Origin of the sequence: Microbacterium sp. I2 (genome assembly GCF_051364985.1) — a bacterium.
Lineage (GTDB): Bacteria > Actinomycetota > Actinomycetes > Actinomycetales > Microbacteriaceae > Microbacterium.
The window spans coordinates 13,558-39,521 of the sequence record NZ_JBLWIH010000027.1 but is presented as its reverse complement, the minus strand read 5'-3'; the positions used below and the strand labels follow the sequence as shown (position 1 = coordinate 39,521).

Sequence of the window (25,964 nt, the reverse complement as noted above, 5' to 3'; positions counted from 1 at the left end):
TCCTCAGCCTATGGGCGAGATACCCGGCCAGGATCCGCCACCACGCGGGCGTGCGGCATCCGTTCCCGCATCACGGCGATCGCCTCGGGGTTGTGGTCCACCAGCACGGCATGGCGGCCGAGCGCCGAGGCGACGGCGCCGGTCGTGCCGCTGCCCGCGAACGCGTCGAGCACGCGATCGCCGGGGCGGCTCGAGGCCTGGACGATGCGCCGGAGGATGCCTTCGGGCTTCTGCGTCGGATACCCGGTCTTCTCGCGGCCCGTCGTCGGCACGATCGTGTGCCACCACACGTCGGTGGGCAGCTTGCCGCGCTCGGCCTTCTCTGGCGTGACCAGGCCCGGTGCCATGTAGGGCTCGCGGTCGACGGCATCCGAATCGAACCAGTACGCCTTGGGGTTCTTGACGTACACGAGGATCGTGTCGTGCTTGGTCGGCCAGCGCTTGCGGGTCTTCGCACCGTAGTCGTAGGCCCAGATCAGCTCGTTCAGGAACCGCTCGCGCCCGACGAGGGCATCGAGCAGCACTTTGGCGTAGTGCGCCTCGCGGTAGTCGAGGTGCACATAGAGCGTGCCGTCGTCGGTCAGCAGCCGCCAGGCCTCGAGCAGGCGCGGCTCGAGGAAGCCCCAGTAGTCGTCGAACCGGTCGTCGTAGGCACGCAGGTCGCCGCGGATGCGCTCGTATTCGCGCCCGTGGAACCCCCGTCGCACAATCGCGCCCTGCCGGGGCTCGACCGCCGCCTGTTCGCTATTCAGTCCCGCCGCGTCCGCCGCCGCAACAGAGCCGCGGTATTCCGCGGGTGCCGTCGCATCCGGCTCGCGCGCAGACTGAGTTGTGAATCCCGACGACGCCGTTTCCACCGATTTCGACTGCGTACGGCCCGTGTTGAACGGCGGGTCGAGGTAGATCAGCGTGAACGACGCGTCGGGGAAGGCACGGAGCACCTCGAGGTTGTCACCCTCGTAGACCTCGACCGGCCCGGCACCCGGCTCGAAGGCCGGGTCCGAGGGATCCGTCACGGCACCCGTCGCAGCCACGCGTCGGTGGCGAATTTCGACTCGACGAGGGCCTCGGCCTCGGCGTACTCGTCGTCGGTGATGTGCCCGGGGACCGCGCCGTAGAGCTTCGCGAACGTCTCTTTGAGCTTCTCGATGATCGCCTCGCGGGGCAGGCCGGTCTGGCGGCGCAGCGGGTCGACGCGCTTGGCCGCCGACGTGGTGCCCTTGTCGCTGAGCTTCTCGCGGCCGATGCGCAGCACCTCGGTCATCATCTGGCCGTCCATGTCGTAGCTGAGGGTCGCGTGGTGCAGCACACCTCCGTTGGCCAGGCGCTTCTGCGCGGCACCGCCGATCTTGCCCTGCGGCGACGCGATGTCGTTGAGCGGCTGGTAGGTCGCCTCGATGCCCAGCGCGCGCAGCGCCTGCAGCACCCAGTCGTCGAGGAACGCATACGAGTCGGCGAACGTCAGGCCCTGGACGAGGGATGCCGGAACGTACAGCGAGTACGTCACGATCGAGTTCGCGCCCATGAGCATGGCTCCACCACCCGAGATGCGGCGGACGACGTCGAAGCCGTGCTTGGCGGCGCCTTCAGGGTCGACCTCGTTGCGCAACGACTGGAACGACCCGATCACGACCGCGTTCTCGTCCCACTCCCACATTCGCAGCGTCGGGCGGCGGCGTCCGTCGCCGACGCGTCCGGTGAGCACCTCGTCGAGCGCCAGGTTCATGCGGGGCGAGACGGGGCGCTCGTGCACGATCTCCCAGTCGAAATCACGCCAGCCGGGAGCGGTCACGAGTGCGCGGCGCACGGCCGTGCCCACAGCTTCCGGCGTGAAGCCCAACAACTGCGCCCCCTCGGGCAGCGCTCCGCGCACGGCGGCGGCGATCGAGGCGACGTCCGACTCGACGGGCAGCCCGTTGACGGCGGCGTCGATGTCGGCCAGGGCGTCGTCGGGCTCGAGGAAGAAGTCGCCCGCGAGGCGGAAGTCGGCGATGCGGCCGTCGCGCTCTTCGAGGTCGACCACCACGAGCTTGCCGCCCGGAACCTTGTATTCGCCGTGCATGCGTTCAGCCTATTGCCGCGCTCGCTCCCCTCCGGCCCCTCCGTCCGCGGCCCCTCCGTCCCTCGGCCCCTCCGCCGCTCGCCCCTCCCACGGCGTTCGCTCGCCACCTACGTACGCCGAACTTGCTGTTCTGCGCACCTCCGTGGCGGACGAGCCGGATGGGAGGCGGCACGGAGCAAGGGGAGGATGCCGCGGGCGCGGCATCCTCCCCGGTCCCTGCTCGATCAGTCGGACGTGCAGGCGCGTCCGTCGAGCCAGAAGATCCACGGCCGGTCGGACTCGCCGCCGACGTGCAGCAGCGCGTCCGGCGCGTTGCCGGGACGGTCGGCCACCGTGGTCGTCACCGCCGCGCCGTCCTGCGTGAACCCGCCGCGCGTCGCCTTGCGCACGGCCTGGTCGCCGGCGAAGAAGAACGCCAGGCTTCCGGCGGCCGATGTGCGGATCTTCGCGGCGAAGCCGGCGGCGTCGGCCTCGACGTCCCACGCGACGTGGCAGTCCAGCGGCGCGATGGCCGGGTCGGCGAGCGCGACGAGCTCACGCGCCTGCTCGACGAACCACTGCCCGGCAGCCGGATCCTCGATGCCGCGCGCCGGGTCGTACGGTCCGCCGGTGCCGCGGTAGCACTTGCCGTCCGACTCGCCGGGCACCTTGATCCACAGGTACGCGTCCACCAGCGGCACGTCGGTCGTCGTGTCGGGGCGCACGCCGAGTCCGCGATCGGGCGGGTTGCACCAGTCCTCGTGCACCGGATACGTATCGGCCGGGTACTGCCACGGGCCGAGTCCGTTGCGGCTCGTGTCGATGACGAAGCGCGTCGTCGGCTCGACGCCGCCGAGGATGGACTCATATCGGGAGTCCACACCCGCCGTGTTCAGCGCCGGGTCCGCGGCATCCGCGCTCCATTCGCCGTACTGCGACATCGCCACGCCGGTCCAGTTGTTGGCCGGCCCGCCGTTCCAGTACTGGTTCCCGCACGAGCCGAAGTCGCCGGCGCTGACCTCGGTGACGTAGGCGATGCACTGCGAGATCCACGTGCCGAAGGCCGTCGAGTTGGCGGTGAACTGGTAGTTCGAGGCGTTGAGGAAGAACCCGTCCGCGCGCTGCACGCCGCCCTTGATCAGCCGGTCCGAGATCTCGCCGACGTTCAGCCAGCTCGCGCCGGTGCCGTCGAGATAAACGGATGCCGCGGGCAATGCGCCCAGCGCATCGACCGCGTAGTTCAGCTGGGTGTAGCGGTCGGCAGCCGCGGTCTCGGCGGGGACCTCCGCCGGCTGACACCATTCGGCGACGCCGTCGAGGGTGACGTAGTGGGGGATGATGCCGAGCCCGTCGGGCTCGAGGATCACGGTGGCCGGCCGGTCGCCGATGCCGGCGACGAAGCCGTCGATCCACGCCTGGTAGGCCGCGGTGTCGAGCGCGCCGCCGGCGGAGTACTGGGCGCAGTCGCGGAACGGCAGGTTGTACGCGACGAGCACGGGCATCCGGCCCTGGACGGCGGCGGCGCTGACGACGTTGTCGACGGCTTCCTGGACCTCGGCGGGAGTGCCGGTGGTGAACCAGTCCGCCGAGGGGATGGACCCGAGCAGCTGGGCGTCGGCGCGGGCCTGACCGGCGAGCGACTGCGCGGCTTCGAGAGTCGTACTCCACGGGTTGAGGTAGAGGTCCGCTCCGGCGAGCCCGACGGCGGGGTCGGCATCGTCTGCGGCCGCCGCACTCAGCGGCAGTGCCAGGCCGAGTGCGAGCAGCGCCGCGGTGCCGAACGCGAGGGCGGTCGCGCGGCGGGGTGGCTTGTGAATCATGCGTATCTCCTGGTCATCGTCGACCTCCGGGCGCCGTCGCCCGGGGAGCGGTCACGCGGGCTCTCGCAAGGTATGGGAGCGCTCCCACGCTGCACGCTGGGGCCAGCATGGCCTATGCCGGCCGAAGACGTCAACGCCGGCAGCTCTCGGAGAGGATCAGTCGCGGGCCGGGAAGTGGCGATCCAGCCACGCGAGCAGATCATCGCGCACGTCCTGCTGCGTGACCTCGTTGAAGATCTCATGCCGCGCGCCCGGGTAGACGAGGGTCGTCACGTCGGTGAAGCCCGAGCGCGTGCGATACGCGGCCGCGAGCTTGTGCACGCTGCGCGGCCCGCCCACGGTGTCGTCGCGTCCGACCATGAGAAGAGTCGGGATGTCGCGACCGAGGTCCGTGCCGGGAAGCCCATACATGCGCAACGAGTCGACGATGCCCAGGAGTTTGCGCGGCTCCTCGGTGGTGGTCAGGGGATCGTCGAGGAAGGCGCGGCCCACCGACAGATCGCTCGAGAGCCACTCGGTCCCCATCGCCCCCGGTCCGTCCCACGGCGCGTTGAGCTTGCTCGCACGGATGGCGCCCGGTCGACGCAGCGCGGAGCCGGTCAGCACCATGCCGTCGTACCCGTCGGGGTGCTGGTTGATGAGCATCTGCGCCAGCACGGATCCGCCGGAGTGACCCAGCACGACGAGAGGGAGGTCGGGCTGCTCCTCACGGATCTGCCGGGTGAGCTGCCACATCGCCGCCAGCGCCGCCCTGAGGCCACCGGGTCCGAGGTGGCCCAGACGCGAAGCGTCGCCGCCGTGCTGCTTCATGCCGGTGCGGCCATGACCACGGTGATCCGCCGCGTAGACGATGAACCCGTCCGCCGTGAGCGACTCGATCAGCAGTCCGTACCGGCCCACGTGCTCTCCGACACCGTGCAACAACTGCACCACTGCCCGCGGGGCGGTCTTCGCCAGGTGCACGTCGAAGAAGATCGTGACGCCGTGCGCGTCGATGAACTCGGGCATGCCGAGCAGTCTAGGCGGCATGGCTATGACGGCAGCCAGCACCTGCGGACGCAGCATCCGGAACTTTCTTTAGCAAGACTAATGAGCTAGGCTAAGCAATCGTATGACCAGCCACGAGACCGCCACCGCCGATTCCGGCGACCACGCCGAGCTGAGTCCTGCCGCCGCGCAGTTGCGCATCGCGACGTTCCGGCTCGCGCGACGTCTGCGCACGCAGCGTGCCGTGGACTCGATGAGCGACGGCCAGTTCGCCGTGCTCGCCGCACTGCGGGTGCATGGTCCCCACACGCTCGGCGAGCTCGCCGACCGTGAGCGCGTGTCGGCCCCGTCCATGAACCGCACCGTGAACTGCCTGCAGGAATCCGGCTACATCACCCGCAGCGCGGACGAGACCGACGGGCGGAAGGTCGTGATCTCGCTGACCGATTCGGGACGCGGCGTGGTCGACGAGACCGCACGTCGTCGCGATGCCTGGGTGGAGGCGGCACTGGCCGAACTCTCGGCCGAGGAGCGCGAGGCCATTGCTCGCGCCGCCGAGATCATGGAGCGGATGGCCGCCCGATGAGCGCCATGTTCCGGTCGTTCTCCGTCTTCAACTACCGTGTCTGGTTCATCGGCGCGCTCGTGTCGAACATCGGCGCCTGGATGCAGGCGACGGCGCTCAGCTGGGTCGTCCTCACCGAGCTGACCGACAACGACGCGGCAGCGATGGGCATCACGATGGCGCTGCAGTTCGCCCCGCCGCTGCTGCTCGTCGGCGTCACCGGCTGGGTGGCCGACCGCTTCGAACGGCGACGGCTGCTCGTCGTGACGCAGGGGCTGCTGCTGCTGATCGGCGTCGCGATCGGCATCCTGCTCCTCGTCGGCGTGATGACGCTGCCGCTGATGTACACGTTCGCCCTGGTGCTCGGCGTGGTCGCCGCGTTCGACAATCCGGCACGCCAGGCGTTCGTATCCGACCTGGTCGCGCGGGAAGCGGCCTCGAACGCCGTCGCCCTCAACGCGGCGTCGTTCAACGGCGCGCGCATGATCGGGCCGGCGCTCGCCGGAGTCGTCATCGTGGCCGTCGGGACGGGCTGGGTGTTCCTCGTCAACGGAGTCACCTTCTTCGCGATGATCATCGCGCTGTGGCTCATCCGCACGGACGAGCTCGTCCCCCGCGTCCATGCCCCCGGAGCCTCGCGCCTCGCGGACGGCTTCCGCTACGTCGCGAGGCGACCCGACCTCATCGTGACTTTCGCGATGGTCTTCCTCGTCGGCGCGTTCGGCATGAACTTCCCGATCTTCGCCTCCACCATGGCGATCGAGTTCGGCCAGGAGGCTGACGGTTACGGCCTGCTCAGCTCGATCCTCGCTGTCGGTTCGCTGGCGGGCGCGCTGCTGGCTGCCCGGCGCGACCGCGCGCGCATCCGCGTGGTGATCGGCGGCACACTGCTCTTCGCTGCCGCAGCGGCCGTCTCGGCGTTCATGCCCACCTACTGGGCATATGCCGTGACGCTCATGTTCACGGGTTTCGCCGTCGTCACGATGCTCACCACCGCCAACGGGTACGTGCAGACCACGACGGATCCTGCCCTGCGCGGGCGGGTGCTCGCTCTATACATGGCGATCCTCATGGGCGGCACGCCGGTCGGCGCCCCGATCGTGGGCTGGGTCGCCGACGAATGGGGGCCGCGCGCGGCGATCCTTCTCGGCGCGATCGCGGCCGTCGTGGCGTTCGCGATCGGCGCGACGTGGCTGATCGTCTCCGGCCGCCTGCACCGTCACGAGCAGCGACGGTTCCGCCTGACCATCGACGAGACGCGACCCCTCACGATCGTTCCGCCCGAGGAGTTCAGCGATCAGATCGCGCAGACCACGCCGATCCGGGTACCGTCGGAAGGCCGGGACACCGACCGGCGCGCGAGCTGACGCGGCGCCCGACCCGCTCCATCACCCCCGCCCGACTGCCGGACAGAAACCGGTTCCCCGTATGATCGGTGGCGGGAAGGTCGCAGCCTGCTGACGCCGCTCCCGCGAGAGGAGACGACGGATGACCGATACGGGGGGTACGCGTGCCGCGACGATCGGCGATGTCGCCCGAACCGCCGGCGTCTCTCGTGCGACGGTCTCGCGCGTGCTCAACGGCCGCGCGACGGTGGACCGCGCGCTGGCCGAACGCGTCGAGACGGCGATCGCGCAGCTCGACTACCGTCCGAGCGAGACGGCGCGCAATCTCTCACTGGGGCGTACGAACACGATCGCCGTGGTGGTGCCGGATCTGGGCAACCCCATGTTCCAGGCGATCCTGCATGGTGTGACACTCGGCGCCGCCGAGGACGGTTACCAGGTGCTCGTCGGCGACACCCGGGAGAGACCCGAGCTCGAGCGTCGCGCGGCCCTCGATGCGCGTCGACGCTGTGATGCGCTGCTGCTGTGCGCGCCGCGCATGCCGGACGAAGACCTCGCGGTCGTGCTCGCACAGGCCGCACCGATGGTGCTGATCAACCGGCCCACGCCGGCACCCGTCGCGCAGCTCGCGATGGACTACCGGCACGCGATCGGGCTCGTCGCCGACCACTTGGCCGCCCTCGGTCACCGCCGTCTGCTCTACCTCGGAGGTCCGCTCTCGAGCGCGTCGAACCGCCTCCGCCTGGAGGGCGTCGCAGACGCCGAGAAGCGCCACCCCGGCCTCGTCGTACAGCGTCAGGAGGTCGGTGCGTCGCTGGACGCGGGATCCGACATCGCCGACGCGGTGCTGCGCAGCGACGCGACCGCCGTCATCGCCTTCAACGACCTCGTGGCGATCGGGCTGCTCTCCCGCTTGGACGATCTAGGCGTCTCGGTGCCCGGCCGGCTCTCTGTCGTCGGTGTCGACGACATCCCCTTCGCCCGCTACAGCCGGCCCCACCTGACGACGGTCTCGCTGCCGAAAGACGCACTCGGAACGCAGGCGTGGGCGCAGCTCAAGGACGCCATGGCGGGTCGGCCGGCGGCGGAGCCGGTGTGGGTCGAGGGCACGCTGGTCGAGCGTCACAGCACCGGCCAGGCACCCGCCTGACGCCGAGGCACCGCTCCGGACTCGCCGAACTCGGCGAGCTTGGCGAACATGTCCTCGAGGAAGAAGCGCACGTCGATCTGCTCGACGACGAGCACGTCGCCGCCGCGCTCGGACGGCACGCAATGGCCGTCCGCGGTGAACCGCACCGGCGACTGGCGGCGGAAGGACGCGCACCACGGATCGAGCATGAGCGCGATCGCCGGAGAGTCCCCCAGCGAGCGCGACTCGACCGGGACGCGGTGATGCGCCATGTTGAAGTCGACGACCATCTGCGCGAGATAGCGCCCCAGCTCGCCGCAGGGCTCGACGCGTCGACGCAGTTCCGCGTACCCGACGCCGGCCAGGCGGTACACGTTCGACGGCACCTGCCAGATCTGAATCCCCGACTCGAACACGACGTTGGCCGCGTGGATGTCGTTGCGCAGGTTGAACTCCGGCCAGGTGCCCCGCCATTCGCGGTCGCCGTAGGGCGGCCCGCCGATCCAGATGACCGTCGTGTCGGTCTTGGCGATGTCGGGCGCGGCCAGCAGCGCGCTGGCCATGTCGGTGAGAGGCCCGAGGAACCCGATGAAGAGCGGACCGGCGTCTGCGCGCCGCGCCTCCTCGACGATGAGACGCGCTCCGGGACTGTCGACCGGCGTCTGCGCGTCGGGTAGTCGGTGGGGCGCGCCGTTGGCGATGGGCACCCCATCCGGCGCGCCGAGCAGTCCGAGAAGTCGGTCGAGCTCGTCGCGAGAGTCGAGCATCGACCGATCCGACCGCTCGGCGCCGAAATGAGCGGGAATGATGCCGCGGATGTCGAGCGACGGCGAGAGCAGCGCGTGCACGACGGCGAACTGGTCGTCTGCCTCGTTCTTGACGTCGGAGTCGATGATGACGCGGCGCGTGCGGGTGTCGTCGATTCTCATGCGGGCTCCACTGGTTCACGGTCCATGGCGACCGCCGCGAGGGCGAGCGGTCCGGGCATCACGACGGCGAGCATCGGGGCGATGGCGACCACCGCGCCGGCCGCGGCGACCGCGAGCGCGAGCAGTGCCGAGCCCGACGCATCCTGCGACATCCGTCGCCAGGCCACGGCGAACGTGCGCCGCGGCGCGACGTCCCGCCGCCACGCCCCAGCGATCCGCAGCGCGATCGCGCCGAGTCCGGCCGCCAGCACGATCGGCAGCACCGTCGCCCACAGCTCGCCCGAGGCGACGTACGGCATCACGACGACGTCGACGACGAGCAGCGCGGTGACCGCCGTCGGCGCCACCACGTGGGAGAGCGGATGCCGCACCACTCGGTTAGCGAAAGCAGACCACACAGCGCGCGCTCGCACGTGCCGGTCCTCGGCTCTCGCCGCGCGCAGTTCTTCCACCCCCGCGCTGAGGGCCGCGAACCACGTGACCAGCAGCACCGACAGACCGAAGATCAGCACGCCTGCGTAGAGCATGTCGGCGAAGGCGGCGAACGTGGGCGAGTGCGGGTCGAGGCCGCTGGGCGCGCGACGTCGTGCCACGCGCCGCTGCGGAACCGTCGTCATCCCTTCAGTCCCGACGTCGCCACGCCGTCCACCAGGTAGCGCTGGAACACCGCGAAGAAGATCACCACCGGGAGGATCGCCAGCACGCTCATCGCGAACATCGGCCCGAACGCAGACGCGCTGGTCTGGTCGACGAAGAGGCGGAGCCCGAGCTGCAGCGTGAAGTTCTTGGGGTCGTTCAGGTAGATCAGCTGCGGGAAGAAGTCATCCCAGCTCCAGATGAACGAGAAGATCGTGGTCGTGATAAGTGCGGGGCGCATGAGCGGAAGGATGATCGACCAGAACGTGCGGTAGGGACCCGCGCCGTCGATGAGCGCCGCTTCGTCGAGGTCGCGAGGGATGCCGCGGATGAACTGCACCATCAGGAACACGAAGAACGCCTCGGTGGCAAGGAACTTCGGCAGGACCAGCGGCAGGAACGTGCCGACCAGGCCCATCTCGTTGAAGATGATGAACTGCGGGATCAGCACCACGTGCATCGGCAGCATGATCGTCGAGATCATGAACGCGAACAGCACCGACCGGAAGCGGAATCTCAGCCGGGCGAACGCGTAGGCGGCGAGCGCGCAGCTGAGGACGTTGCCCACGACGGTCAGCACCGAGATCGTCAGCGAGTTGCCGAGCAGCTGCCAGAGGCTGAGGCCCGCAACCCCCTGCACCGCGATCTGGTAGTTCTCGATCGTGAACTCGTGCGGGAACGGCGTGGCGTTCGTCAGGATCTCGGTGCCGGGCTTGAAGGACGAGCCGACGAGCCAGGCCACGGGGTAGAGCAGGAGCAGCAGCAGCGCCAGACAGAAGACGTGCCACACGATCGACCCGACGAGTGAGCGGCGGGGGCGACGTCGGTGCTCGGCGGGGCGACCGGTGACGAGCGTCGCGGTCGCGTCGGCGTGAGTGGCGGTCATCGGTCGTCTCCGGCGTAGTGGACCCAGCTGCGCGAGCTGCGGAAGATGAGGGCTGTCACGATCGCGATCACGACCAGCAGGAACCACGCCATCGCCGAGGCGTATCCCATGTCGAACGCGGTGAAGGCGCGGTCATAGAGGTAGAGCGTGTAGAAGAGCGTCGAGTCGATCGGACCGCCGCGACCGCCGCTCACGACGTAGGCCGACGTGAAGGACTGGAACGCGCCGATCATCTCGAGCACGAGGTTGAAGAAGAGCACCGGCGACAGCAGCGGCCACGTGACGGACCAGAACGTGCGCCAGCGCCCCGCGCCGTCGACCGCGGCGGCGTCGTAGAGCTCGGCGGGCACCTGCTTGAGCCCCGCTAGGAAGATCACCATCGGCGCACCGAACTGCCAGACAGCGAGGGTCACGAGGACGTACAGCGCCATGGACGGGTTCGAGATCCACCCCCCGAGGTCGAGCCCGACGGCGCTGAGCGTCTCGTCCACGACGCCGTCGTCTGAGAACAGCGTCCGCCAGACGATTGCGACGGCGACGCTCGCACCGAGAAGCGACGGGGCGTAGAACGCGGACCGGTAGAACCCCTGTCCCTTGCGAGGGCGGTTCAGCAGCAGGGCGATGCCGAGCGCCGCAGCCAGCTTGAGCGGCACCGCGACGAGCACGTAGTTGAGGGTGACGCCGACGGCCTTCCAGAACCGCGGGTCGTCGAAGAACATCCGCTCGTAGTTCGCGGTGCCGACGAACTCCGGCGCGGTGAACAGGTCGTAGTCGGTGAACGACAGCACGAGCGAGGCCACCATCGGGCCGATGGTGAGCAGGGCCGCGCCGATGAGCCACGGCGAGAGGAAGACCCACGCAGCGCCGTCTCGGGGCTGCCGGCGGCGCCTCGCGGATGGGGCGGGGGCGGACCGCGGGGATGCCGCAGCCGCCGCGTCGGGAAGGGTCGCCGTCATCGGCACTCCTGGGTGATGTCGGTGGTGGACGCAGGGAAGGGTGTCCGGCCGGGTCGTCGGCGACGACCCAGCCGGACCCGGATCACGAGATCGCGGACTCGAAGGTCGCGTACAGCGCCTTCGCGGCCTCCTCGTTGGACTGCTGACCGAAGATGATGTTCTCGTAGGCCAGCGTGAAGTCCGCCGGAAGGGTGCTCACGCCCGGGGGCGCCAGCGGCGACGGGTCGCTGAACTCGGGCTGGTACTCGAGCACGAAATCGTTGACGATCTTGTCGCCGCCCGTCAGCGTGGGCGCGAGCGCCTCGTAGTTGGTGGTGTTCAGCGGGATTCCGCGGGTGAGACCCAGGATCTCGGCGGCTTCCGGGTCGTTGATCAGGAAGTCGAGCAGCTTGGCGGCGACCTCGGGGTGGTCGGACTCGGGCGAGACCGCGGCGACATTGGTGCCCGCCATGCTCAGACCGAGGCGATCGGTGTCGGACGGGTACGGAGCAAGGGCGACGTGCTCCTCGCCGATGGTGTCGACGAACGCCCCGGTGATCGAGGCGGCGATGAACTCACCCGCGGACTTGCCCAGAGCGAAGCCCGAGTTCTGCATGCTCTGGTCGAGCGTAGAGGTCGTCTGCGGATCGGTGGAGGCGCCCGAGTCGCGCAGCTCCTGCATCAGGTCGAACCAGCCTTCGAGGTCGTCCTCATCGAAGCCGAGTTCGCCCTCCTCGGTGAAGAGCTGCTTGTCGTTCTGCTCGAGCCAGGTCGCGTAGTGCGCGATGTAGCCACCCGGGTCGCTGATCGCGGCCTTCGTCCCGCCGCTCGCGGCGCGGATCTTCTCACCTGCGTCGATCAGGTCGTCCCATGTGAACCCGGCGGCGGGCGCCTCGACGCCGGCCTCTTCGAACGCGATCGGGTCGTAGGCCCATGCGTACGTCGCCGTACCGAGCGTGAACCCGTAGAACGTGCCGTCGATCTGGCCGATCTTCTGCGTCGCCTCGGGGATGTCGTCGACCGAGATCACGTCTCCGATGTACTCGCTGAGGTCGGAGGTGGCTCCCTTCTCGGTGTACTCCTTGACCGACTCCATCGGGATGAGGAAGAGATCCGGCTGGGAGCCGCTGGCGATCTGGGTGGCGAGCTTGGGGATGTAGGCGTCGATGGCCGAGAACGACGTCTCGACGGTGACGCCGGGGTTCTGCTCCTCGAAGAGGTCGAGCGCCTCCTCTGTCAGGACCGCGCGCTCGTCGTTGCCCCACCACTGGAAGGAGATCGTCACCGGACCGTCCTCTGCTTCACCTCCGCCCGCGTCCTCGCTTGCCGCGCACGCCGTGGCCGAGACCACGAGTCCAGCGGCGATCAGACCTGCGCCGAGCGCCCGGCGTCCGGGTCGCCTTGGTGCCTGTGCCATGTTGAGCTCCTCTTTGAGTGGGGTGGATTCCCTCGGTGCAGCCGTTCCGCGTGAGTTCGAGACTCGCTCAGAAACCGGTTCCCGGTACAGTATCAGAGGTCAACCGGTTACCCAAGTGGGTCTGTCAGTACGGAGCGAATGTGAGTCAGAACCCGAGCTACACCAACCCCGTCCTGGCATTCGATGTGCCGGACCCGGACGTCATCGCGCTCACCGGCGGCGGATATGCGATGGTCGCGTCGAGCTTCGACCGTCGCCCTGGCCTGCCGCTGTGGCGGTCCGACGATCTCGTCACGTGGCACCCGGCCGGATTCGCGGGCGGACATCAGCCACTCGTGCAGCCGAGCGGGGGCGCGTGGGCGCCGGCGATCCGCGAACATGGCGACCGGCTCTTCATCACGTGGGCGGACCCCGACCGCGGCGTCTACGTCGTCGATGCACCGCGGCTCGAGGGCCCGTGGTCAGAGCCGAGACTGCTGATCCCGGGGCCGGGACCGATCGATCCCTGCCCCTTCTGGGATGAGGACGGGCGCGCCTGGCTGGTGCACGGCTGGGCGCGATCCCGCGCCGGCTTCGCCAATCGCCTCGACATCGTCGAGGTCGACCCGTCATTGACCCGGACGTTCGCCCCCGCACGCGTGCTGATCGACGGAGATGCGGTCGAGGGGTGCACCGTCCTGGAGGGACCGAAGCTGTATCGTCGCGGCGACGAGTACTTCGTCTTCGCCCCCGCGGGCGGCGTCGAGACGGGGTGGCAGTACGTCTTCCGCTCCCGCGATCTCGCTGGACCCTGGCAGGCCCGGGTCGTGCTCGAGCAGGGCGCGACCGACATCAACGGCCCGCACCAGGGCGCGTGGGTGGTGGGAGCTCGGGGCGAGGAGTGGTTCCTGCACTTCCAGCACACGCCGCAGCACGGCCGGATACTCCATCTGCAGCCACTGGCGTGGGGAGAGGACGGCTGGCCCCGCATCGGCGCGGCGGTCGCCGGCGATGCCGCCGAGCCGGTGACCGAATGGCGGATGCCGACTCCTCGGCCGTTCGGCGGGAGCCCACCCACCGCAACGGCCGATGCGGGGTGGCACGGGCGCGGCGCCTCGCCGCACGATCTCGTGACGCATGCCGACGAACGGCGAATCGGTCTGCGCACCGGCGGCCTCCTCGCACGGCCCCTCGAACGGGCGGCCCGGGTCGAGTTCACGCTGCTCGAGGGGGTCGGCGCGTTGTCACTGATCGGCGAGAGTCATCACCGGCTGCGCGTCGCCCCGCCCGAGGTCGAACCCCTCACGGATGCCGTCGACCACGAGATCCTCGTCCGTGCGAGCGCACCCATCCGACTGGCAGTCGAGTTCGACGGCCCCGAGGCACGCTTCCGTGTCGACGGCGAACCGGCCGGAGGGTGGTTCACACCCGTGCCCACGCAGTGGACGGGCCTCGAGTGCGCACTCGGCGCGCACTCGCCCGACGGCGCCCTGTTCGAGGTCGATGCGTGAACCGGCCCCGATCGGTTCAGCCGACGTCGGCGGGGGTGCGGGCAGCCGCATCGGCGGCGAGGCGAGCGGATGCCGTCGCCATGTGGATCGCCATGGCCGAGGCCGCGGCATCCTGATCCCCCGCCTGGACGGCGCGCAGGACGGCGTCGTGCTCCTCGACCGCGAGGAGCGCGGCGGCTGTGCTGTGCACGGCACGATCGGCGTACACCTGCAGCAGCGAACGCACGACATGCAGCAGGTCGACGAGCATGCTGTTCTCGGCGGCGCGCCCGAGCGCGTGGTGGAACTCCAGGTCGGCTTTCGCGAACGCCCGCAGATCCTCGATGGAGGACCGCATGCGCTCGAGGTTGGTCTCGACCGCCTTGAGCTCTCGCGCGTTGCCGCGTGCGGCTGCCAGCCGGGCGACGTAGATCTCCAGGCCCGACCGGAGTTCGAGCAGCTCCGCGGTGTTGCGCTCGCCGATCAGCAGCCCCCAGCGCAGGGTCTGCGGCAGCAGCTCGCTGGCGGTGCCGCGCAGGTACGTCCCCGAACCCGGACGCACATCGACGATGCCGAGGATCTCGAGCGCGGCCAGCGCCTCTCTCACGGCCGACCTGCCGACGCCCAGCGTTGCGGCCAGCTGTCGTTCCGGGGGAAGGCGCGTGCCTGGCGCAAGGGAGCCGCCCGTGAAGAGGTCCATGAGACGTCGCGCGACCTCGGACACCGGCGTCCCTGCCGGCAGAGCACCCAGGGCCGCGGCGATCTCGGCAGACTGGTCGTCGGGATAGGCGGGCATGCGAACAACCTATACGCGCGGACCCGGCCGGTTGACCCTCGCAGCGCCGGGGACTTGCAATTGGTCAACCGGTTTGTCACACTGGAGCCGGCCGAATGGTCGCTCGAATCACTGTCGATGAGCAGGAGTCACCGTGGACAGCACGCAGACCACCCCCGACGCGCGGGTCGCGCGATCAACCATCCGCAAGGTGTCGACCCGCCTCGTGCCGTTCGTGGCGCTGATGTTCTTCATCAACTACCTCGACCGCACCGCGATCGGTTTCGCCGCCCCCAACGGCATGAACGAGGATCTCGCGCTCAGCGCGGCTCAGTTCGGCTTCGCGTCGGGCGTCTTCTTCATCGGCTACATCCTGCTCGAGGTGCCCTCGAACCTGGCGCTGCACAAGTTCGGCGCCCGGCGCTGGCTCGCCCGCATCATGGTCAGCTGGGGCATCGTCGCGCTGCTGTTCACGTGGGTGCAGAACTTCGAGCAGCTCGTCGTCCTGCGCTTCCTCCTCGGCGTGGCCGAGGCCGGCTTCTTCCCCGGCGCGATCCTGTTCCTCAGCCTGTGGGTGCCCGCACAGTACCGCGGCCGCGTCCTCATGCTCTTCTACCTGGCCCAGCCACTGACCACCGTGATCGGCGCCCCCCTCGCCGGCTGGCTCATCCAGCAGGATGAGGTCTTCTTCGGCCTCGAGGGCTGGCGCTTCATGTTCTTCGGCGTGGCCATCCCGGCGATCATCGTCGGCGTCATCGCGTGGTTCTACCTCAAGGACAAGCCGTCCGACGCGAAGTGGCTCACCCGCGAGGAGCAGGTGTGGCTCACCGACGCCCTCGATCGCGAGAAGGCCGCCACCCAGCAGAAGGAGCACGGCCACGTCTCGGCGAAGTACGCCTTCAAGAGCGGCCGCGTGTGGGTGCTGTCGTTCATCTACTTCGGTTTCATCTACGGCCTGTACGCGCTGGCGTTCTTCCTGCCGACGATCATCGACGGCTTCCAGGAGCAGACCGGGCAGACCTTCGACGTCCTGCAGAAGGGCCTCATCACCGCGATCCCGTACCTGCCCGCTGCGATCGTCATGTACTTCTGGTCGCGGGATGCCTCCAAGCGGGGCCTGAAGACGTGGCACATCGCCGTTCCCGCCATCGCCGGTGCCGTCAGCATCCCGCTGGCACTCTTCGCGGGTTCCCCCGCGGCCACGATCGCATTCATCACCGTGACGGCATGCGCGATCTTCGCGGCGCTGCCGAACTTCTGGACGCTGCCGACGCGCTTCCTCACGGGAGCCGCGGCCGCGGCAGGCGTCGCGCTCATCAACACGATCGGCAACCTCGCCGGGTTCTCCGCCCCGTACGTGACGGGAGCCGTGCACGACTGGACCGGCGGGTACGAGATCCCGATGTTCATCGTCGGCTTCTTCATGCTCGTGTCGGCGGTGCTGATGGTGCTGCTCGCCCGCAGCAACCGCATCGCCCCCGCCGAGGTCGAGCAGGTCACCCCGACGCCCCTGTCGGCCGGGGATGCAGAGTCCGCCGGTGTGAAGGGCGACGTGCGATGACACGACTGTGGAACGACCCGGCCGACTTCGCCGACGAGATGATCGCGGGGTTCGTCGCGGCGAACGAGCGCTACGTCAGGCGCGTGACCGGCGGGGTCGTGCGCAGCACGACGTCCCCCACCGGTCAGGTCGCGGTCGTCGTCGGTGGTGGTTCGGGCCACTACCCTGCGTTCGCAGGACTGGTCGGGCCGGGCCTCGCGCACGGCGCGGCGATGGGCAACCTCTTCGCGTCGCCCTCGGCGCAGCAGGTCTACGCCGTCGCGAAGGCTGCCGACAACGGCGGCGGCGTGTTCCTCACCTACGGCAACTACGCCGGCGACGTGCTCAACTTCGACGCGGCGCAGGAGCGCCTGCGGGCCGAGGGCGTCGCGTGCGAGACGGTCACCGTGACCGACGACGTGATGTCGGCGACCGTCGACGAGAAGCACAGACGCCGCGGGATCGCGGGCGACCTCACGGTGTTCCGCGTCGCGGCCGCCGCGGCCGAGGCGGGGTACGACCTGGCCGAGGTGACGCGGGTGGCGCGGCTGGCGAACGAGCGGACCCGTTCGTTCGGTGTGGCGTTCACCGGTTGCACGCTGCCTGGCGCCGAGGCGCCGCTGTTCACGGTGCCTGAGGGCCGGATGGCTGTCGGGCTGGGCATCCACGGCGAGCCCGGGATCCACGAGACGGCGATCCCCACCGCCGACGAGCTCGCCGAACTGCTCGTCGAGCGGCTGCTGGGCGAGCTTCCCGACGGTGTCGACGCGGCCAGGGGGGCCCGCGTCGTTCCGATCCTCAACGGGCTCGGGTCGCTCAAGTACGAGGAGATGTTCGTCGTCTACCGGCGCATCGCGCAGCTCTTGACCGGCGCCGGTGTCGAGATCGTCGACCCGCACGTCGGCGAGTACTGCACGAGCTTCGACATGGCCGGCACCTCGCTCACCCTGTTCTGGCTGGACGGTGCGGAACAGCACAGCGAACTCGAAGAGCTGTGGGGAACACCGGTCGACACGCCCGCATATCGGCGCGGCTCCGTCGCCCCGCGGGAGCAGACGGATGCCTCGGCCGGCGCCGACGACGCCCTCGCCGCCATCGAGCCGGGGGACGAGGCATCCCGTGATGCGGCGCAGACCGTGCTCGCCGCGGTCCGCACGATCGTCGAGACCGTCGACACTCACGTCGAGGAGCTGGGCCGCATCGACGCGATCGCCGGAGACGGCGACCACGGCATCGGGATGCAGCGCGGTTCCCACGCCGCGCTGGCGGCGGCGACGTCCGCGGTGGATGCCGGTGCCGGCGCCGGCACCACTCTGGCTCGCGCCGCCCACGCATGGTCCGACAGGGCCGGTGGCACCTCGGGCGCCCTGTGGGGCGTCATCCTGAACGCACTCGCCGCCAAGCTCGGCGACGAGGGGCGTCCGGAGTCGCGCGCGGTGGCCGCCGGCGTCGCTGCGGCGTCGCGGGGCGTCACCGACTACGGCAAGGCGGAGGTCGGCGACAAGACCCTCGTCGACGCGCTCGTGCCGTTCAGCACCACCCTGACCCACGCTGTCGACGCGGGCGCCGGTCTCGCCTCGGCGTGGCGGAGCGCAGCGGATGCCGCGACCCGCGCCGCCGCGGCCACCGCGGATCTGCTCCCCCGAATGGGCCGCGCCCGCACCCACGGGCAGAACAGCGTGGGCACCCCCGACCCCGGCGCGCACTCGCTCGCGCTCATCGTGACCGCCGTGGGCGACCTGCTCGCGACTCAGAAGGAGAACGCCGATGCCTGACACCGCCACACCTCAGCCGACCCCCGCGCCGCTGCGTATCGTGATCGGCTGCGACGACGCCGGCTTCGACTACAAAGAGATCCTGAAGAGGGACCTGCAGAACAACCCCGGCGTGGTCGAAGTGATCGATGTCGGCGTGGACGCCGACGGTCACACCCCGTACCCGCGTGTCGCGATCGAGGCGGCGCAGCAGGTCGCCGACGGTGACGCCGACCGGGCGCTGCTGATCTGCGGCACCGGATTGGGCGTCGCGATCGCCGCGAACAAGGTGCCCGGCATCCGCGCCGTCACCGCACACGACTCCTACTCCGTCGAACGCGGCGTACTGTCCAACAACGCCCAGGTCCTCACCATGGGACAGCGGGTCGTCGGCATCGAACTCGCCCGCCGCCTGGTGCGGGAGTGGCTCACCTACCGGTTCGACACCTCCTCCGCCTCGGCGGAGAAGGTCGCCGTCATCGACGAGTACGAGACCACCGGCAGCTGCTGATGTCCGGCCCGGTCATCGTGGGAGTGAGCCTGAAGACGTACTTCGGGCACGACCAGGCTGCGGCCTGGTTCGCCGACGTCGCGCGACGTGTCGGCGAGCACCTCCCGGTGACCGCCGGTGACGTGCGGCTGTTCGTGATCCCGACGTACCTGCAGATCCCCGCGGCCCTCGACGCGTTCGCCGGTACGCCGGTGCGGGTCGGCGCACAGGACGTCTCGGCGTTCCCGGCCGGTGCGTTCACCGGCGAGGTCACCGCGGCCGAGCTCGCCGAGATCGGCGTGACCTATGCCGAGGTCGGCCACGCCGAACGCCGGCGCCTGTTCGGAGAGACCGACGAGGTCGTCGCCGCGAAGGTCGCCGCGGCGCTGGACGCCGGCATCGTGCCCGTGCTGTGCGTGGGCGAAGCCGACCGTCTCTCGGCCGACGACGCGGCCGCGGCCACCGTCGCTCAGCTGCACACCGACCTCGAGGACTCCCCCGCCGGCCCCGTCGTCGTCGCGTACGAGCCCGTCTGGGCCATCGGCGCCCCCCAGCCCGCACCGGCGACACACATCACCACCGTCACCCGCGCCCTGCGCAGCGCGCTCGACGCGGACCCCGCTCGCGCCGGCAGCAGCGTCATCTACGGCGGCTCCGCCGGACCCGGCCTGCTGACCCGACTCGGCGACGACGTCGACGGCCTCTTCCTCGGCCGCTTCGCCCATGACCCCGACGCCCTCATCGCCGTGCTCGACGAAGCATCCGCCGTCGCAGATCGATCGTGGAGCGAGGAGCTCAGCGACGAGACCGACGACGGCACGGAGGCCGGCGCATGATCGGACTCGGAACCTACGCATTCTTCTGGCAGCACTCCGATCAGGTGCCGCAGCCCCTGTCACTCGTCGGCGCGTTCGAGGCGACGAAAGAGCTCGGCGTCGATCTGTTCCAGATCTGCGATTACGCCCCGCTCGAGACGATGACCGACGGCGAGCTCGTCGACGCCGCGACAGCCGCGCGCGATCTCGGCCTCAGGATCGAGCTGGGCACCAAGGGCATCGAGCCCGAGCGGCTGGAACGGTTCCTCGCACTCGCCGAGCTCTTCGACGCGAAGCTCGTGCGGAGCATGCTGTACTCCCCCGACACCCGGCCCACCCTGGCCCAGGCCGAAGAGTGGCTGCGCGTCGCGCTGCCGAGGTTCGAGGCATCCGGAGTCGATCTTGCGCTCGAGACCTACGAGCAGGTCGCGACCGACGAGCTGGTCGCCCTGATCGAGCGCATCGGCAGCGAGCGGCTCGGCGTGTGCCTCGACCCGGCGAACGTCGTCGCTCGGCTCGAGCGCCCGCGCGACTGCGTCGAGACGACCGCGCCGCATGTGAAGAACATCCACGTCAAGGACTTCGCGTTCGCGCGCCAGGCCGGCTGGGTCGGCTTCACCTACGGCGGCGCGCCGATGGGCGAAGGCCTGCACGACTACGCGCACCTGCTCGACACCGTCCGCCCGCGCGAACGCGGCGTCGACGAGCCAGAGGTCAACGAAATCGTCGAGCACTGGCTGTCCTGGCAGGGAGACGCCGAGACCACCATCCGAACCGAGCGGGAATGGACCCGCATCACCGTCGAATACCTGAGGAGCATCGCATGAGCACCACCGCCACCGAGACCAGCACCCAGTCCTACAAGATCGCCGTCATCGGAGCGGGCGGCAAGATGGGCATGCGCGTCTCGAACAATCTCGTCAAGACGGCACACGAGGTCGCGTACGTCGAGAACTCGCCGGCCGGAAAACAGCGCACGATCGATGCCGGCCGTGAGCTGACGGATGCCGCGACCGCCGTCGCCGACGCCGAGATCGTCGTGCTCGCCGTACCCGACCTCGCCCTCCAGTCCGTGACCGCCGAACTGGTGCCCCAGCTGAAGGCCGGCGCGATCGTGCTGACGCTCGATCCCGCCGCCGCGTACGCCGGTCTGCTGACGACGCGCGAGGACGTCATCCAGTCCGTCGCGCACCCGTGCCACCCGTCGATCTTCCTGCAGCGGCAGACGCCCGAGGAGTGGGCGGACACGTTCGGCGGCATCGCCGCCCCGCAGGACGCGATCGCCGCGATCGAGTCGGACGACCCCGCGAAGAAGGCGATCGTCGAGGCGACCGTGCGCGCGATCTACGCGCCGGTGATCGACGTGCACTGGGTCACGATCAAGCAGCTCGCGCAGCTCGAGCCGACCCTCGTCGAGACCGTCGCGTGCATGATCGGCGCGCTGCTCAACGAGGCGCTGCAAGAGACGGTGAACACCATGGGCGTTCCCGAGGCGGCGGCGCGCAGCATCTTGTACGGCCACACCCAGGTGGCGCTGGCCAACGGCCTGCGCGGCGACAACCCGTTCTCGGACGCCTGTCTCATCGCGATGGACTACGGCCGCGAGAGCATCATCAAGGAGGACTGGAAGAAGATCTTCCGCGACGACGAGCTCGACAAGAACCTCGCGCGCATGCTCCACCTCGACAAGATCGAGCGCTGACAGCGCCCGCGGTCGGAAGGGAACGGATATGGGTCAGCTCGAGGGCAAGACCGCGCTCATCACGGGAGCCGCGCTGGGCATCGGGCTGGCCGTGGCCACCCGATTCGCCCGTGAGGGCGCCCGTGTCGTGCTCGCCGACCGCAACGGCGACGGCGCAGCGCGTGCCGCCGCCGAGCTGGGCGAGAACGCGCGTGCGGTCACGATGGACATCTCGGACGAGGGTGCGGTCGCCGCCGGCTTCGCCGAGATCGAGGCGGCGGGCTGGGCGCCGGACGTGGTGATCGCCAACGCGGGAGTCCAGCTGTTCGGGCAGGACGCGCCTGCCGCGGACCTGGACCTCGACGTCTGGCGGCGGACGATCGACATCAACCTGACGGGGACGTTCCTGACGGTCAAGCACGCGGTGCGCTCGATGCTTGCGCGGGGTGGCGGGTCGATCATCCTGACCGGCAGCCCGACCGGCGTCAACGGCGAGGGCAAGGACTTCACCGCCTACAGCGTGTCCAAGGCCGGCATCCACGGACTTGCCCGGACAGTGGCCGCGGCGTACGCGCCGCAGGGCATCCGGGTGAACACCGTGCAGCCGGCGTACACCGAGACGCCGCTGGTGTCGGCCATCAGCGAGGACCCCGAGTCGCGCGCCGCGATCATCGGCCGCATCCCGCTCGGCCGCGCCGGCACGCCGGACGACGTCGCGGGCATCATGGTGTACCTCGCCAGTGACGACGGGGCGTTCGCGACGGGAGCCCTGTTCCAGGTCGACGGCGGCATGACGTCGCTCTGATCTCGACGGCGCGTGCTGCCCGACCGTCGTCGCGGCCGAGGCTGAGGTCGGGTTCGGGGTCGGGGTCGAGGTCGGGGTCGGGGTAGGGGTTGAGGTCGAGAAACCATGCCGAGGTTGAAACATCACGCCTCATGTGGTTTCTCAACCTCTGCGTGGTTTCTCAACCTCCACGTGGTTCTCACCGCACGGGCGAGGGGCGACCAGAGGTAGGCGATAAAGGAGGATGAAGGCGTGAGCGAGTGGTGGGGCGAGGGTGCCGTGGAGTGGCGCAGCGGCCCGTGGTCGGTCGAGGTGCGCGACGACGAGTTCGCCGACATCGCGTTCGACGGGCGCGTCGTGCTGCGCTCGGTGCGCTCGGTCGTGCGCGATCGCAACTGGGACACCCCGCCGCTGATCGTGGATCGCGTCGATGCGAGCGATCTCGCCGTGACGCTGCATGTGCGCTGCGAGGCGTTCGGCGCAGACTTGCGTGGCATCGTGCGCGCCGAGGTTCGGGCTGACCGGCTCGTCGTGCTCACCGACCTCGAGTCGCAGACCGACTTCGACACCAACCGCACCGGCCTGGTCGTGCTGCACCCCCCGGCGCTCGCGGGGAGCGCGCTGCGCATCACGCACGCTGCCGGCGCGGTGGAGCAGACCGCGTTCCCCAACCGCATCAGCCCCCATCAGCCGGCGTTCGACATCACGGCGCTGTCATGGACCGATCCGGCCGGCCTTGACGTGGACGTGCGCTTCGCGGGCGACGTGTTCGAGATGGAGGACCAGCGCAACTGGACGGATGCCTCGTACAAGACGTACAGCAGACCCCTCGGGCTCCCCTTCCCGTATCGCCTGGCGGCGGGCGAGCGCGTCGTGCAGTCGGTCGAGGTGCGCGTGAGCGGTGCCGTCGCCGCGGAAGACGACAACGCGCCGGCGCGGATCCGGCTCGAGCCGGGAGTACCGCTGCCCCACATCGCCGTGAGCGCATCGACCGCGCCCGACCCGGCCCCCGCCGTTGAGCCGGTCGGCGCGGTGACTCTGGTCGAGCTCGACCTCGCGACGCGCAACTGGCGCGCGGCGCTGGAGCGGGCTGCGGCTGGGCCCACGCGCCCGGAGGCTCCGGGCGACGCGCCTGGGCCCACGCGGCCGGAGGCTCCACTCGACGCGCCAGCGGCGAGTGGAGGGGCCGTGGGGACGGCGTCCGGAGGGGGCGTGCGGACCGCCCGTCCTCTCGACGTTCGCTTCGTGCTCGCCGACGCTGACCCGTCGGCTCTCGGCGAAGGTGTGCGTGCGCTGCGCGGCCACGACCTCGCCCGCGTGACCGCGTTCTGGCCGACCGGACCCGCCCGGCACGTCTCGGATGCCCGGGCGATCGCGCTGCTGCGCGATGCGATGACGGATGCCGGAATCCAGGCCCCCGTCGTCGGCGGCGCCCGCTCCCATTTCACCGAGCTCAACCGGGAGAACCACCGGCTTCCGGCGGACCTCGACGGCGTCGTCTTCAGCGTGACGCCGCTCTTCCACAGCCTGGGTACGCACCAGCTCATCGAGTCGCTGCCGATGCAGCGGCTCATCGCGACCCAGGCGGCCGACATCGCCGGCGGTGTGCCGGTGCACGTCGGCCCGGTGTCGCTGCGCCCGCACTTCAACGACGTCGCCACCACGCCGCCGCCGAGGCCTGAACACGACGACCTGCGGGATGGCTATGGCTCCGCGCTCATCGACTCCGCCGATGCCCGCATCAGCGCGCCCGAGCTCGCGACGTGGACAGTGGCGAGTGCCGCGGCCCTGGCCGTCCCCGGCGTCGCGACGATCGCGTATTTCGAGGAGTGGGGTACGCGCGGGCTGGCGGACGACACCGGGACCCCACGGCCCGTGCATGCTGCCGCGACCGCGCTCGCCTCGCTCGCGGGTCTGCCCGGCCTGCGCGGCGACTCCCCCGACGGCCTGGTGTGGGCGATCGGCGCTCGAGGCGAAGCCGGCGACACCGTGCTCGTCGCGAACCTCGATCGACAGCGCCGCACTGTGACCGTCGACACCCCCACCGGCTCTCTCACCACACACATCGACGGCGGCAGTTTCGTCCGCCTCGCGGTCGCCGCGACCGCTCTGAATCATGGAGGATCATGACCGAGCACTGGATGCGCCTGCTGCAGGACCACATCCGCGAGCATGCCGTGCAGATGACACGCGAGCCCTCCGGCATCCTGTCGCACCCGTACACGGTGCCGAGCTCGCCCGACTCGCCGTATTACTCGGACGCGCTGTGGGACTGGGACTCATGGTTCATCAGCGTCGTGCTCGGCCAGGTCGAGCTCGAGACCGACCAGCGCGGTCGCTTCGGCGAGTACGAGGAGGGCACCATCCGCAACTTCCTCGATCACACCGACGAGGACGGCGTCATGCCGGTGCTGCTCAAGCCGGACGGACCGTTCCTGCATGCGGACCCGAGCCGCGCGGCGGGCTTCTCCGAGAACATGCACAAGCCGGTGCTCGCGCAGCAGGCGGCGCTATTAGCGCGCCGCCGGGGCAGCGCCGAGTGGCTTCGCGGCGACATCCCGGCACTCCAGCGCTTTCTCGAGCGCTATCTCGAGAGCCACATCCACGCCGAGACGGGACTCGCCTACTGGCAGACCGACTTCGCGATCGGCGTCGACAACGACCCGTCGGTGTACTACCGGCCGGCACGCAGCACCGCCTCCATCTACCTGAACTCGCTGCTCTACCGCGAACTGCTCGCGTTCGGCTCGCTGCTGGAGGACCTCGACGAGGTGCGTGAGGCGAACCGCTGGCGTGGCCGGGCGCAGGATCTCGCCGACTCCGTCAACGAGCACCTGTGGGATGAGCGCGACGGCACGTTCTACAGCGCCGACCTCGCCCTGCGCCCGATCGACCCCGAGGACTGGCTGCACCGCGGCGCGCCCCGCTCGTGGTCGTCGGTTCTCCTGCGGGTCGACAACTGGTCGAGCTTCCTGCCGCTGTGGGCCGGCTTCGCGTCGCAGGAGCAGGCGGATCGCATGCGTGAGCGCGTGATCGACCGCCGCACGTTCCGCGCGAACTATGGTGTGCGCACGCTGTCGCGCCTCGAGAAGCAGTACAACCTGCGGGCGTCGAACAACCCGTCGAACTGGCTCGGCCCGATCTGGGGCGTCAGCAACTACCTGGTGTTCCGCGGCCTGCTGAAGTACGGCTTCGCGGATGACGCGCGCGAGCTGGCCCAAGACACCGTGCGCCTGTTCGGCCGCGACCTCGAGACCACCGGGTCGCTTCACGAGTTCTACAACCCCGACAACGGCGAGCCGATCATGACGCGGAACTTCCAGAACTGGAACTTCCTCGTGCTCAACATGATCGCGTGGCTCGAGGGCCGTCCGGTCGTCGCGGAGTTCTAGCCGCAGGATCGGCCCGGTCCCCTGGGCTCCTCCCGAGTGGGCGCGGGCTTCAAGTGTCACGACACGCCGTATCCCGCGCGGGGATGCCGCGTGTCCTGACACCCGAACACCGAGCCGGGCGGCGCCATGCCCGCTGAGGTGTCACGACACGCCGTAAGCCGTGCCGGGAAGCGACACAGCACACTGTCGATCGGCGGCTCGTGGGCGACGAGGGTCGACACGTCATCCGGGTGCGCCGTGACCAACGCGAGCGCCGTCACCGCGCCGCCGCTGCTGGCGAGCATGTCCACCGGGCCGGCGCCGAGCGCCTCGATGATCGCGTGCACGTCCTCCGCCTGAGTCTCCGGATCGTTCGTGACCCTGCCATCCTTGCGCTTGCTCCGGCCCAGGCCGCGCGGGTCGTAGGTCACGACCGTCCGGTCCTCGAACAGCTTCACCTGCGCCTGAAACCCGCTCGCGTCCATCGGCTGGCCGATCATGACGAGCGGCGGCCGGCCATCCGCGGTCGGAAGAGGACCGTGGACGTCGTAGACCAGGTCGACATCCGGCAGCTCCAGGGTGTGTTGCGCCATT

General features: G+C 69.9%; 24 protein-coding genes. 13 read left to right on the top strand and 11 right to left on the bottom strand.

Translation table 11 applies throughout. From position 1 onward, the window contains the following. Positions 1 to 8: 8 nt before the first annotated feature. The 4 genes from ACLKM7_RS19205 to ACLKM7_RS19190 all read right to left on the bottom strand — a co-directional run bounded on the left by ACLKM7_RS19205 (position 9) and on the right by ACLKM7_RS19190 (position 4,869). Entirely contained in the window at positions 9 to 1,016 is a 1,008-nt protein-coding gene (locus ACLKM7_RS19205) for a DNA-methyltransferase (RefSeq protein ID WP_436448908.1), read from the bottom strand. After that, positions 1,013 to 2,062 (bottom strand): lipoate--protein ligase family protein, encoded by a 1,050-nt coding sequence (locus ACLKM7_RS19200; RefSeq protein WP_436448907.1) that lies wholly within the window; start codon positions 2,060 to 2,062, stop codon positions 1,013 to 1,015. The genes ACLKM7_RS19205 and ACLKM7_RS19200 overlap by 4 nt, the downstream gene beginning before the upstream one ends. A gap of 224 nt (positions 2,063 to 2,286) precedes the next feature. After that, complete coding sequence (locus tag ACLKM7_RS19195) at positions 2,287 to 3,861, bottom strand: glycoside hydrolase family 6 protein (protein WP_436448906.1); 1,575 nt, start codon at positions 3,859 to 3,861, stop codon at positions 2,287 to 2,289. 156 nt (positions 3,862 to 4,017) lie between these two features. After that, entirely contained in the window at positions 4,018 to 4,869 is an 852-nt protein-coding gene (locus ACLKM7_RS19190; protein ID WP_436448905.1) for an alpha/beta hydrolase, read from the bottom strand. 103 nt (positions 4,870 to 4,972) lie between these two features. Between ACLKM7_RS19190 and ACLKM7_RS19185 the strand changes: the two genes are divergently transcribed. From ACLKM7_RS19185 to ACLKM7_RS19175, 3 genes are all read left to right on the top strand, one after another. Beyond that, positions 4,973 to 5,434, top strand: coding sequence for a MarR family winged helix-turn-helix transcriptional regulator (locus ACLKM7_RS19185; RefSeq protein ID WP_436448904.1), 462 nt, complete (start codon positions 4,973 to 4,975; stop codon positions 5,432 to 5,434). Positions 5,435 to 5,439: 5 nt separating this feature from the next. Next, entirely contained in the window at positions 5,440 to 6,780 is a 1,341-nt protein-coding gene (locus tag ACLKM7_RS19180) for an MFS transporter (RefSeq protein ID WP_436448946.1), read from the top strand. A gap of 121 nt (positions 6,781 to 6,901) precedes the next feature. After that, on the top strand, positions 6,902 to 7,909 hold the full coding sequence (locus ACLKM7_RS19175; RefSeq protein ID WP_436448903.1) for a LacI family DNA-binding transcriptional regulator: 1,008 nt from the start codon (positions 6,902 to 6,904) through the stop codon (positions 7,907 to 7,909). On the opposite strand, the gene ACLKM7_RS19170 is transcribed toward ACLKM7_RS19175, so the two are convergent. The 5 genes from ACLKM7_RS19170 to ACLKM7_RS19150 form a co-directional block, all read right to left on the bottom strand. Further along, positions 7,882 to 8,817 (bottom strand): nucleoside hydrolase, encoded by a 936-nt coding sequence (locus tag ACLKM7_RS19170; RefSeq protein WP_436448902.1) that lies wholly within the window; start codon positions 8,815 to 8,817, stop codon positions 7,882 to 7,884. The two genes, ACLKM7_RS19175 and ACLKM7_RS19170, sit on opposite strands and share 28 nt — an antisense overlap. After that, the gene (locus ACLKM7_RS19165; protein ID WP_436448901.1) at positions 8,814 to 9,434 is read right to left on the bottom strand and encodes a hypothetical protein; all 621 of its coding nucleotides are present in this window, start codon (positions 9,432 to 9,434) and stop codon (positions 8,814 to 8,816) included. Before ACLKM7_RS19165 ends, ACLKM7_RS19170 begins: the two co-directional genes overlap by 4 nt. Continuing rightward, positions 9,431 to 10,339: a carbohydrate ABC transporter permease gene (locus ACLKM7_RS19160; RefSeq protein WP_436448900.1), complete on the bottom strand. Its 909-nt coding sequence runs from the start codon at positions 10,337 to 10,339 to the stop codon at positions 9,431 to 9,433. Before ACLKM7_RS19160 ends, ACLKM7_RS19165 begins: the two co-directional genes overlap by 4 nt. Further along, positions 10,336 to 11,295: a carbohydrate ABC transporter permease gene (locus ACLKM7_RS19155; RefSeq protein WP_436448899.1), complete on the bottom strand. Its 960-nt coding sequence runs from the start codon at positions 11,293 to 11,295 to the stop codon at positions 10,336 to 10,338. The genes ACLKM7_RS19160 and ACLKM7_RS19155 overlap by 4 nt, the downstream gene beginning before the upstream one ends. 82 nt (positions 11,296 to 11,377) lie before the next feature. Next, on the bottom strand, positions 11,378 to 12,691 hold the full coding sequence (locus tag ACLKM7_RS19150; RefSeq protein ID WP_436448898.1) for an ABC transporter substrate-binding protein: 1,314 nt from the start codon (positions 12,689 to 12,691) through the stop codon (positions 11,378 to 11,380). 140 nt (positions 12,692 to 12,831) lie between these two features. On the opposite strand from ACLKM7_RS19150, the gene ACLKM7_RS19145 reads away from it, so the two are divergent. Further along, a complete protein-coding gene (locus ACLKM7_RS19145) occupies positions 12,832 to 14,181 on the top strand; it encodes a glycoside hydrolase 43 family protein (protein WP_436448897.1) in 1,350 nt (449 codons plus the stop codon). Positions 14,182 to 14,197: 16 nt separating this feature from the next. Here ACLKM7_RS19145 and ACLKM7_RS19140 read toward each other — a convergent pair whose 3' ends face one another. After that, entirely contained in the window at positions 14,198 to 14,956 is a 759-nt protein-coding gene (locus ACLKM7_RS19140; protein WP_436448896.1) for a FadR/GntR family transcriptional regulator, read from the bottom strand. 133 nt (positions 14,957 to 15,089) lie between these two features. Here ACLKM7_RS19140 and ACLKM7_RS19135 point away from each other — a divergent pair, with 133 nt between their 5' ends. The 9 genes from ACLKM7_RS19135 (at position 15,090) to ACLKM7_RS19095 (ending at position 25,391) form a co-directional block, all read left to right on the top strand. Continuing rightward, positions 15,090 to 16,496, top strand: a complete 1,407-nt coding sequence (locus ACLKM7_RS19135) for an MFS transporter (RefSeq protein ID WP_436448895.1) — start codon at positions 15,090 to 15,092, stop codon at positions 16,494 to 16,496. Next, entirely contained in the window at positions 16,493 to 18,250 is a 1,758-nt protein-coding gene (locus ACLKM7_RS19130) for a dihydroxyacetone kinase family protein (protein ID WP_436448894.1), read from the top strand. The genes ACLKM7_RS19135 and ACLKM7_RS19130 overlap by 4 nt, the downstream gene beginning before the upstream one ends. Next, entirely contained in the window at positions 18,243 to 18,740 is a 498-nt protein-coding gene (locus ACLKM7_RS19125) for a ribose-5-phosphate isomerase (protein WP_436448893.1), read from the top strand. Before ACLKM7_RS19130 ends, ACLKM7_RS19125 begins: the two co-directional genes overlap by 8 nt. Next, positions 18,740 to 19,555, top strand: coding sequence for a triose-phosphate isomerase family protein (locus ACLKM7_RS19120; protein ID WP_436448892.1), 816 nt, complete (start codon positions 18,740 to 18,742; stop codon positions 19,553 to 19,555). Before ACLKM7_RS19125 ends, ACLKM7_RS19120 begins: the two co-directional genes overlap by 1 nt. Next, positions 19,552 to 20,361: a sugar phosphate isomerase/epimerase family protein gene (locus ACLKM7_RS19115; protein WP_436448891.1), complete on the top strand. Its 810-nt coding sequence runs from the start codon at positions 19,552 to 19,554 to the stop codon at positions 20,359 to 20,361. Before ACLKM7_RS19120 ends, ACLKM7_RS19115 begins: the two co-directional genes overlap by 4 nt. Beyond that, complete coding sequence (locus ACLKM7_RS19110) at positions 20,358 to 21,236, top strand: phosphogluconate dehydrogenase C-terminal domain-containing protein (protein WP_436448890.1); 879 nt, start codon at positions 20,358 to 20,360, stop codon at positions 21,234 to 21,236. The genes ACLKM7_RS19115 and ACLKM7_RS19110 overlap by 4 nt, the downstream gene beginning before the upstream one ends. 28 nt (positions 21,237 to 21,264) lie before the next feature. Next, positions 21,265 to 22,020: an SDR family NAD(P)-dependent oxidoreductase gene (locus ACLKM7_RS19105; RefSeq protein WP_436448889.1), complete on the top strand. Its 756-nt coding sequence runs from the start codon at positions 21,265 to 21,267 to the stop codon at positions 22,018 to 22,020. A 231-nt stretch (positions 22,021 to 22,251) separates the two neighbouring features. Beyond that, positions 22,252 to 24,129: a hypothetical protein gene (locus ACLKM7_RS19100; RefSeq protein WP_436448888.1), complete on the top strand. Its 1,878-nt coding sequence runs from the start codon at positions 22,252 to 22,254 to the stop codon at positions 24,127 to 24,129. Next, on the top strand, positions 24,126 to 25,391 hold the full coding sequence (locus ACLKM7_RS19095; protein ID WP_436448887.1) for an MGH1-like glycoside hydrolase domain-containing protein: 1,266 nt from the start codon (positions 24,126 to 24,128) through the stop codon (positions 25,389 to 25,391). The genes ACLKM7_RS19100 and ACLKM7_RS19095 overlap by 4 nt, the downstream gene beginning before the upstream one ends. A gap of 56 nt (positions 25,392 to 25,447) precedes the next feature. On the opposite strand, the gene ACLKM7_RS19090 is transcribed toward ACLKM7_RS19095, so the two are convergent. Beyond that, entirely contained in the window at positions 25,448 to 25,963 is a 516-nt protein-coding gene (locus ACLKM7_RS19090; protein WP_436448886.1) for an alpha/beta fold hydrolase, read from the bottom strand. Position 25,964: the final 1 nt, after the last annotated feature.

Coding starts and splice junctions, on each gene's coding strand:
- ACLKM7_RS19125 (WP_436448893.1), top strand. CDS start 18,243: ATGCCTGACACCGCCACACCTCAGCCGACCCCCGCGCCGCTGCGTATC.
- ACLKM7_RS19180 (WP_436448946.1), top strand. CDS start 5,440: ATGTTCCGGTCGTTCTCCGTCTTCAACTACCGTGTCTGGTTCATCGGC.
- ACLKM7_RS19110 (WP_436448890.1), top strand. CDS start 20,358: ATGAGCACCACCGCCACCGAGACCAGCACCCAGTCCTACAAGATCGCC.
- ACLKM7_RS19165 (WP_436448901.1), bottom strand. CDS start 9,434: ATGACGACGGTTCCGCAGCGGCGCGTGGCACGACGTCGCGCGCCCAGC.
- ACLKM7_RS19160 (WP_436448900.1), bottom strand. CDS start 10,339: ATGACCGCCACTCACGCCGACGCGACCGCGACGCTCGTCACCGGTCGC.
- ACLKM7_RS19130 (WP_436448894.1), top strand. CDS start 16,493: ATGACACGACTGTGGAACGACCCGGCCGACTTCGCCGACGAGATGATC.
- ACLKM7_RS19095 (WP_436448887.1), top strand. CDS start 24,126: ATGACCGAGCACTGGATGCGCCTGCTGCAGGACCACATCCGCGAGCAT.
- ACLKM7_RS19185 (WP_436448904.1), top strand. CDS start 4,973: ATGACCAGCCACGAGACCGCCACCGCCGATTCCGGCGACCACGCCGAG.
- ACLKM7_RS19150 (WP_436448898.1), bottom strand. CDS start 12,691: ATGGCACAGGCACCAAGGCGACCCGGACGCCGGGCGCTCGGCGCAGGT.
- ACLKM7_RS19090 (WP_436448886.1), bottom strand. CDS start 25,963: ATGGCGCAACACACCCTGGAGCTGCCGGATGTCGACCTGGTCTACGAC.
- ACLKM7_RS19140 (WP_436448896.1), bottom strand. CDS start 14,956: ATGCCCGCCTATCCCGACGACCAGTCTGCCGAGATCGCCGCGGCCCTG.
- ACLKM7_RS19175 (WP_436448903.1), top strand. CDS start 6,902: ATGACCGATACGGGGGGTACGCGTGCCGCGACGATCGGCGATGTCGCC.
- ACLKM7_RS19105 (WP_436448889.1), top strand. CDS start 21,265: ATGGGTCAGCTCGAGGGCAAGACCGCGCTCATCACGGGAGCCGCGCTG.
- ACLKM7_RS19120 (WP_436448892.1), top strand. CDS start 18,740: ATGTCCGGCCCGGTCATCGTGGGAGTGAGCCTGAAGACGTACTTCGGG.
- ACLKM7_RS19115 (WP_436448891.1), top strand. CDS start 19,552: ATGATCGGACTCGGAACCTACGCATTCTTCTGGCAGCACTCCGATCAG.
- ACLKM7_RS19195 (WP_436448906.1), bottom strand. CDS start 3,861: ATGATTCACAAGCCACCCCGCCGCGCGACCGCCCTCGCGTTCGGCACC.
- ACLKM7_RS19155 (WP_436448899.1), bottom strand. CDS start 11,295: ATGACGGCGACCCTTCCCGACGCGGCGGCTGCGGCATCCCCGCGGTCC.
- ACLKM7_RS19190 (WP_436448905.1), bottom strand. CDS start 4,869: ATGCCCGAGTTCATCGACGCGCACGGCGTCACGATCTTCTTCGACGTG.
- ACLKM7_RS19200 (WP_436448907.1), bottom strand. CDS start 2,062: ATGCACGGCGAATACAAGGTTCCGGGCGGCAAGCTCGTGGTGGTCGAC.
- ACLKM7_RS19170 (WP_436448902.1), bottom strand. CDS start 8,817: ATGAGAATCGACGACACCCGCACGCGCCGCGTCATCATCGACTCCGAC.